Below are 8692 nucleotides of genomic sequence, written 5' to 3'. Positions count from 1 at the left end.
TTACAGAATACGAACTAAAAGGAGAAAATTAATAAATGGAAAAGATTATAGTATTTTTTGCGAAGAAAACGATGCTTGTCAATATAATAGTAATGGCGGTTTTATTTGTCGGAGGTTATTCTTATTTTAATTTACAAAAAGAATCGTTTCCGTCTACAGATTTGGATAGAATGCTTATAGCGGTAACTTACCCAGGCGCAACGCCTTTGGATGTGGAACAAAACGCCGTTATACCGATAGAAAAGCAGTTGCAAAGAATAGCGGGAATAGACGAATACGAAACTACTATTATAGAAAATACAGCGATAATAATGGTAAAACTTGACGAAAGTCTTCCGAATAGACAGCCCGTTAAAGATAAAATATTTAGAGAGATGAAAAATGTTCCAGATTTATCTTCCGATGTAGACGAGGTTACAACCTACGATTTGAATCCCGCGAATATGTCGATTTATACTTTGGGAGTGCATTTTAAAGAAGGAATGGAAGGAGACGAGAGAGAATTATTCGATGTGAGCCAGAGACTCGAAAAGCAACTTGTAAGATTGGACGGAGTTTCGGAAATAAGAATAGAAGGCAGAACGGACCCAGAAGTTCATATATATGCCAACCCGATAAAACTTCAGCAGAATTATATTTCTTTAAGCGATATAGTTAATTCTTTAAGCGTAAGGAATGTGAGAGCTACGGGAGGAGATATGGAAAACGGAGGAAAAGAGCAAACTGTAGTAACTTACGGGGAATTTGCAAATCCTCAAGAAGCGGAAAATGTAATTATAAGGTCAACTTTCAACGGGCAGAGAGTGAGAGTTAAAGATTTGGCTACCGTTAATATGGGATTTAAAGAAAAAGATGTTCTTATGAGAGTAAATAAGGCTTCGGGTTATTCTTTGGATGTGGTAAAAAACGAAAACGCCGATATTATAAAAACAATCGGAGAGGTAAATAAATATTTGGAAGAAAACGCCGACTTGATTCCCGAAAATATACAAATAACGGTTACGGAAGATGATTCGAGGACAATCAATTCTTTATTAAGCATAGTAACTTCAAATTTGATTCAGGGATTTATAATCATATTCATAGCCCTTATAATATTCTTGGATTTCAAAAGCGCGATATTTACGAGTCTTGGAATGGTTATAACTATGTTCTCATGTTTGATATATATGAGAGCTACGGGAATAACTTTCAATACTATGTCATTAGCAGCCGTTATTACGGTTTTAGGTATGATAGTAGACAATTCAATAGTCGTTTCGGAAAATATATTTAATTTCAAACAATCGGGTTATAAAGGACTCGAAGCTACGCGTCTTGCCGTAAGCGATGTCGTTATGCCGATGCTTGTGTCCACTTTGACTACAGTCGCAGCGTTTTTTCCTCTTCTTACAATAAGCGGTATAATGGGAAAAATATTGAATATATTTCCAAAAATCGTAATATTTACTTTGTCGATTAGTTTGCTTCAGGCTACTCTTTTGCTTCCAAATCAATTGCAGGATAAAGAAGATAAATATAAAAATTATAAACCGAAGAAAAAGAAAAGCAGATTCAAAAATCCTCTCGACTTCGATAAGGATAAATTATTTGATAAAATGAAAATTCCTTACGGAGCGACTTTAGAAAAACTGCTTCATTTAAGGTATTTGGTTATAGCCGCTTTTGTTGCGCTTCTTATTGGCTCGATATTTTTAGCTCAAAATAGTTTCAAAAATTTCGTCTTAATATACGATACGAGCGCCGACACGATAGTAATAAATATAGAAACTCCAATCGGAAGCACGAAAGATGTTACAACGGAACAAATCTCAAAAATAGAAGATGTAGTTTCATCGGTAGTTAAACCAGAAGAATTGATAGCGATTTATACTTTAGTAGGACAGCAAGTTGACCAGGATATTATTTCGGAAGAAAAGGGAAGCCTTGCGGGAATAATGGTTTATTTAGTTCCAGCCGCAGAAAGAAAAAGAACTGCGGACGATTTGGTAGCTTTAATCAACGAAGCGATTGACAAAACCGATATAAGAGAGCATGTTCCAGTATTTACAATGAATACTAAAGGCAATGTTGACCCAGGCGACCCTGTAAATATTAAAATAGTAGGAAACGATACGGAACTTGCCAAAAAAGCAAAAACGGAAATAAGAGATTATCTTTCCACAATTCAAGGCGTTATAAATATTGACGATGACGATAAAATCGGAAAAGACGAGTTAAGAATAATATTCGATTACGATAAAATAGCTCAACTCGGAGTAAATGTCGCTACGGTTGCAAGCGAAGTGAGAGCGGCTTATACGGGAACTGTCGCAACTTATATACAGGAGCTTGAAAATAAACTTAATTTTAGAGTTATGTTCGATAAAGAATATACTTACGACACGGAATATTTGAATAAACTCTTGATACCGAATTCTCAAAACAGATTAATATATCTTGAAAATCTTGCCACAGTTCAAGTTACAAACGGACTTTCCACTTTGAAACATTATAATGGAGAGCGAACGATAACGATAACGGCGGATATAGAATACGGACAGAATACATCTCAGCAGGTTATGAACGCGATAAGCGAAAGATTTAAAAATTTCAGCAGAGAATATAGAGGATTAAAATTGGACTTCGGAGGCGAGGCTAAAGAAACGGTAAAGGCTTTAAGACAGCTTTTATTTAGTTTCGCTATGGCTTTTATATTCGTTTATATAATATTACTCCTTCAATTAAACAGATTTATTCAGCCGATTATGATAATGATAATTATTCCTTTCGGGCTTATCGGAGTTTTGCTCGGATTTGCGCTCCATCGCATGCCATTGTCGTTTATGGGAATAGTTGGAATTGTCGGACTTGCGGGAGTTGTGGTAAATAACGGAATAATACTTGTCGATGTAATAAATAATATTATAGACAGAGGAGTTCAAGGCGGTAAAAAAGGAATTAAAAAGGCTATAGTTGACGGCGCTAAACAGAGACTTCGCCCCGTATTTTTGACTACGATTACGACTGTTGTGGGACTTCTTCCAACGGCTTGGGGAATTGGAGGAAGAGCCGATTTAATCATACCGATAGTTATGGCTTTGGCTTACGGGCTTTTATTTTCTTCTTTACTCACTCTTATATTCCTTCCTTGTATGTTTATGATAATGTTCGATTTAAGATTGATAAAGATTCCAGAAGAGCCGATTCCAAGAGAAGAGATAACGAATACTAATATTTAGTTTATTAATGTAGATTGCTTCGGCAGTAGCCTCGCAATGACTTACATTTTCCGTCATTACGATGGCTTTAGCCCGAAGTAATCTATTTTGTGTGGATTGGCGAGCGAAGTAATCCAAAATTAATAAAATTTTTATTTTAAAATATAAATTATTTACTTTCTATATCTACTCACAAACATATCGTAAGGATATAATTTAAAAGAATGATTATAAACATTTTCAATCAAATTTTTTATCAAATTTAATTTTTCTTTTAAGGTTTTATTTTTGTCTTTTATTTTTTCAAATTCAAAAAAGAAAGATTTTTTTACTATATTCATAAAAATATTTATTCTTATCAATTCGTCAAAAAAATCGCCTTTTGGAATTTTTATTTTTTTTATAAGAATTAAGAAAATTGAAAGAAAATAAAGAACGGCTGAAATTCTTATAAAATAAATAATCGTAAAATCCGCTCCAGTTTTATCAATATAGAAACCTAATATTCTATAATATTCTCCTCTCGCATTTAAAGATTGAATTATAAAAATCGCCAAAAAATATGGAAACAAATAAAATAATTTTTTTAAGGTTTTAAATATCGACTTTGTAAATATAATATGAAGCGCAAATAATATTATGCAAAAATATATTAGCGCGTTAATCGGCAGAAAAAATATTGATGTAAAAATTAATAAACCAAAAATTATAGATATTATATAAAGCATTATTTATTTACGCGTTCGACATAACTATCGTCTCTCGTATCGACTTTGATTTTGTCTCCGATATTTATAAATAAAGGAACATTCACTTCCATTCCCGTTTCAAGTTTTGCAGGTTTTAAAGTCGAGCCTGTCGTGTCGCCTTTAAAGCCCGGTTCCGTGTAGGCGACTCCCAAAATAACATGAATAGGAAAACGAACCGCCGTCACTTCATCGTTAATATATTGCAAATCGACTTCGCTATTATCCAAAAGATAGTATTTATTATTTCCCAATATTTCCGCATCGACATGAACCTGCTCGTAATCGTCCAAAATCATAAAAATATAACTGTTTCCTTCTTCGTATAAATATTGAGCTTTTCTATAAGAAATATCCGCTTCTTCCACGCTTTCGGTAGACGAAAAAGTTTTTTCAACGATATTTCCTTTAAGCATATTTTTTAATTTAGTTCGGACATTTGCCTTTCTCTGTTGAGCGCGATGAAAATGAGCGTCCATTACCAAATAGGTTTCTCCGTCCAAAATTATAGCGTCTCCTTTTCTTAAATCGTTTACGGGTAGCATTAAAAACTCCTGAAATTTTTATTCTTGATTATGTTTTTGAATTATAATTTATTATCATAAAATTTCAATATTTAATTTAATCTAATTTAATTATTAATCGGCAAATTAAAAACCTATATATCGCAAAGACATATAGGTTTTACCAAAAAGACACAACACAGTTAAAAAATTGCTTATTTTAAGGCGTTAATTTTTTTCATCATATTGGATTTTTTAGCGCCCGCTCTGTTTGCATGAATAATCGATTTTCTTGCAGCCTTATCCAAAGCGCTCGCGTATTTTTTGTATTCTTCCATAATCGCGTTTTTGTCTTTCGTTTCTATCGTTTTAATAACTTTTTTTCTTTGAGTATTCAAAAAACTTTTTATTTGTCTGTTATATAAATTCCTAACAGAATTTTGTCTTAATCTTTTAGAAGCTGATTTTATATTAGGCATTAATTATCTCCTATCTACAATTAAAATAAAATAATCGGAGTTAACGGGGCTCGAACCCGCGACCTCCTGCGTGACAGGCAGGCGCTCTAACCAAACTGAGCTACAACTCCAAAATCTTTAATTAATAATTAGCGTTCAATATTCTTAATTATCAATTAAATATGTCAATATTATACATTATCTTATTTTTTTTGTCAACACTTAATAAATTTAAATTAAATAAAAAAATAAAAATATATCCCGAAAAAATCTAATATTATGTAAACTCTTGCCACATTATTATTAATAAAAAATACTAATTAAAAAATTAAAATATACGATAACTATAATACTATAAGTTTAAATAAATTTTTTAAGGAGCGAATAATGTCAACAAGCTCATTTTTCGGAATAGAATTAGGAAAAAGGTCTCTTCAAAATTTCAAAACGGCTTTGGAAGTGACGGGACATAATATAAATAATGTGGCTACTAAAGGCTATAGCAGACAGCGAGTCGTGATGCGTTCATTCGATAAACCTTTGGAAGCGCCGAGTTTGAATAGAGCCGAACGCGCGGGACAGTTGGGACAAGGAGCGGAAATAACGACTATCGAGAGAATAAGAGATGAATTTATAGATTCTAAAATCATGACGGAACTCGGACAGGACGGATATTGGAAAACTAAATACGAATATCTTAAACAGCTCGAAGCGGTTTATAACGAACCGAGCGGTTATAATTTGAGAAACGATTTGGATGCATTTTGGGACGCTTGGCAGGAGATGGCGGTTAATCCAGCCGAAAGAGGAACGAGATTGGTTTTGGTTGAAAGAGCCGACAGAATTAATTCTTCTTTAAATTATATGTTCGAGCAAATGAACGGAATGCGCGGAAATTTGAATAATCTTATCGAAAGCAAAGTAAATAGAATAAACGATATAGCGAATTCTATAAAAGATTTGAATGTGGAAATAGTCAAACAGCAGGCATTGGGACAAAACCCTAACGATTTGCTTGACAGAAGAGATTTACTTTTGGATGAATTATCTTCTATTGCAAATGTCGATATAAAATCGGTTGACCCTGACGAAACTATGATTTATATCGGAAGCCGAGCTTTGATTCAAGGAAATATCGTAAGTAAATTGAGTTTAGAGAGAAGCGCAAGCAACGAAGGAATGTTTGATATTTATTGGGAGAAGGACCATGTTCAAGTTAATCTTGGAGGAGGCGAATTAAAAGCTTTACTTGAAATGCGAGATATTGACACGGTTCAGGCTATAAACGATTTGGATACTTTGGCTATGAATTTAGCCGACTCTGTAAACGAAATTCATAGAAGCGGATTCGGACTTAATCAAGAAACGGGAATAGATTTCTTTACTATGACAAAAAATACTCCGTCCGTTATCGGCAATTTCGACACAAATAACGATGGAAACGAAGATGCGAGCATAATGTTTAAGGTTAGCGGAATAAATTCTATAGATTTAAACGACAGTATAGGAAGCGCGGGAACATTGATTTTCGGAAATAAAGCGAGAGAAGGCGTAAATGTGGCGATAGATTATACGGCGCAAATGAAAGTTAAAGATTTGATAGATAAAATCAATTCGAGCGAGGCTAATGTATCCGCCTATTTGGACGATAAAAACAGACTCGTTCTTAAAGCGAAAGGTTTTGACGATTATATGCGTCCTTCTTATTTCATAAAACATATAGAAGATTCGGGAGACTTTTTGGTTGGAATAACTGGAGTATTGAATCAATCGGGAGAAGCTGGAGCTTACGATTGGAATCAAGTGAATCAGGTTAATCAGCTTGCGGGCGATTTTAGAAATTTCACCGTAACTCCTTATAGACATCCCGCATCTTCAATTCAAGTTAATGATATAATTAGAAACGATATTAATTATATTGCGGCTTCAAAAGGAATAGATACGACTGGAAACGGTTTTAATGACAAATGGAACGGAATCGGAGACGGCTCAAACGCTTTGGCTATAGCTAATTTGAAAAGCAAAGAGATTATGGTTGAAAGCAAATCCACTTTTAACGATTTCTACACGGGAAGCATAGCAAGAATAGCGGGCAGAACGGAAACGGCAAACGCTGAAACGGAAAAACAAACTATAGTAATGGAATACCTTGAAAAATTAAGGCAGTCCGTATCGGGCGTAAATTTGGACGAAGAAATCGCTCAAATGGCTATGTATCAGCATGGCTATAATGCGTCCGCTCGAGTCGTTAGCGTTATGGACCAGCTGCTCGATGTGGTTATAAATAGAATGGGTGTGTGAGTTTATATAAATTAATTAAAGCGATATTCTAATTTTTAGGATGTCGCTTTTTTTATTTATTATTTTTATATTAAATGACAAACAAAAAGGAACGCGTATTTTTACGCATTCCTTAAAAATATTAATCCAAATAAATTATTTATTTATATCGTCTTCATGTATATAAGGAGAAGTATATTCATTTCCATTTCCAATATCATCCTTGTAGTTGTAAGACAATACTCTTTGCCCTTTTTCATTTCGCTCCAATTTTATAATAACAACACTAGTAAAAGGAGAATTTGAAATTAGAGATACTCTAGTCCAAGTATTATTTCCCCGATATTCAGCGTTTTTATCAAATACATTAATGTTTAATGTTATATTTGTCTTAAGATAAGAACTATAAGAATCGCCATAGTGAACAATATAATAGAAATCTATATTTGCATGCGTAACCGTTGCTCTATAAACAACGGAATGTTCATCCTGAAACAAATCGTAATCGCCCCAATATTCTTGAGGAATAAAATGAGTGTCAATATCCCAAGTTGGAAAACTAGTATTTAAACTGTTACTAACACTTTCTCCACCGCTAATTTGCGAATCTTGTGTTTCGCTTCCTAATTTATCTCCCGCTTTACAACTTCCCAAAAGCAATGCAGCTAAAGATAAAAAGATTAATAATGCTTTTAGATTTATTATAGTTTTCATAATCAATACTCACTTAATTTCTAAATATAGTATAATACATTTTTTATATAAATTATTTATTTAAATCGTCTTCGTGAACATAATCAAAACCTCTATTATTATACCATAATACTCTTTGCCCTTTTTCATTTCGTTTAAATCTCATAATGTAATCAGGAAGTGGACTTATTCTAAAATCGTTTTTATATTTGTTTATATAGTTATCACCGCGATAAGAAGGATGCCAACTCCAAGTATTATCTCCCCAATATTCAGCCTTTTTATCGAATACATGAAAATATTCGCTTACCTGTAAGTTGCCATCATCATTTTTATAATACAAAGTTATATCTCTCTCCGTAACCGTTGCTATTCTTATATACCACCCTTCCCCTAAATATTGATATTTACCCCGATATTCTTCAGGGATAGAGGTAACATTAGTAGACCAACTTGGAAAACTGGTATTTATATCGTTAGTTTTTTCGTAACTAATTTGCGAGCCTTCATATGCAGAAGGAATATTAGTAGACCAACTCGGAATATCGGTGTTAATAACAATTCCTCCGCTAATTTGCGAATCTTGAGTTTCGCTTCCTAATTTATCTCCAACTTTACAACTTCCAAAAAGCAATGCAACTAAAGATAAGAAACTTAAAAAGATTTTTAAATGTTTATTCATAATAGATACTCCCTTAATATTTTAATTATAAATATATTATAGTAAATTTTATATTGATTGTCAAGCATTTAATTAAAAAAAAATAAAAAATTTTAAAAAAATAATAAAGCTAAATTTTAAAATTAAATTC

General features: G+C 33.0%; 7 protein-coding genes and 1 tRNA gene. 2 read left to right on the top strand and 6 right to left on the bottom strand.

Annotation, left to right across the window (positions count from 1 at the left end):
• Nucleotides 1–35: 35 nt before the first annotated feature.
• Complete coding sequence (locus ACR0QS_RS08055) at nt 36–3221, top strand: efflux RND transporter permease subunit (RefSeq protein WP_432632928.1); 3186 nt, start codon at nt 36–38, stop codon at nt 3219–3221.
• 152 nt (nt 3222–3373) lie between these two features.
• On the opposite strand, the gene ACR0QS_RS08050 is transcribed toward ACR0QS_RS08055, so the two are convergent.
• From ACR0QS_RS08050 to ACR0QS_RS08035, 4 genes are all read right to left on the bottom strand, one after another.
• A complete protein-coding gene (locus tag ACR0QS_RS08050; RefSeq protein ID WP_432632927.1) occupies nt 3374–3772 on the bottom strand; it encodes a hypothetical protein in 399 nt (132 codons plus the stop codon).
• 155 nt (nt 3773–3927) lie between these two features.
• Nucleotides 3928–4491: an elongation factor P gene (gene efp, locus ACR0QS_RS08045; protein ID WP_432632926.1), complete on the bottom strand. Its 564-nt coding sequence runs from the start codon at nt 4489–4491 to the stop codon at nt 3928–3930.
• Nucleotides 4492–4664: 173 nt separating this feature from the next.
• Nucleotides 4665–4928 (bottom strand): 30S ribosomal protein S20, encoded by a 264-nt coding sequence (gene rpsT / locus ACR0QS_RS08040; RefSeq protein ID WP_432632925.1) that lies wholly within the window; start codon nt 4926–4928, stop codon nt 4665–4667.
• A 35-nt stretch (nt 4929–4963) separates the two neighbouring features.
• A tRNA-Asp gene (locus ACR0QS_RS08035) sits at nt 4964–5038 on the bottom strand.
• Between the two features lie 256 nt (nt 5039–5294).
• Between ACR0QS_RS08035 and flgK the strand changes: the two genes are divergently transcribed.
• The gene (gene flgK, locus ACR0QS_RS08030; RefSeq protein ID WP_432632924.1) at nt 5295–7208 is read left to right on the top strand and encodes a flagellar hook-associated protein FlgK; all 1914 of its coding nucleotides are present in this window, start codon (nt 5295–5297) and stop codon (nt 7206–7208) included.
• Between the two features lie 135 nt (nt 7209–7343).
• Here the strand turns inward: flgK and ACR0QS_RS08025 are convergent, their stop codons facing one another.
• On the bottom strand, nt 7344–7907 hold the full coding sequence (locus ACR0QS_RS08025) for a hypothetical protein (protein ID WP_432632923.1): 564 nt from the start codon (nt 7905–7907) through the stop codon (nt 7344–7346).
• Between the two features lie 46 nt (nt 7908–7953).
• Nucleotides 7954–8562 (bottom strand): hypothetical protein, encoded by a 609-nt coding sequence (locus tag ACR0QS_RS08020; protein WP_432632922.1) that lies wholly within the window; start codon nt 8560–8562, stop codon nt 7954–7956.
• Nucleotides 8563–8692 lie beyond the last annotated feature (130 nt).

Origin of the sequence: Brachyspira sp. (genome assembly GCF_050873525.1) — a bacterium.
Lineage (GTDB): Bacteria > Spirochaetota > Brachyspiria > Brachyspirales > Brachyspiraceae > Brachyspira.
Note: the sequence above shows the minus strand (reverse complement) of the source record. Positions and strands in the feature narration are given on the sequence as shown.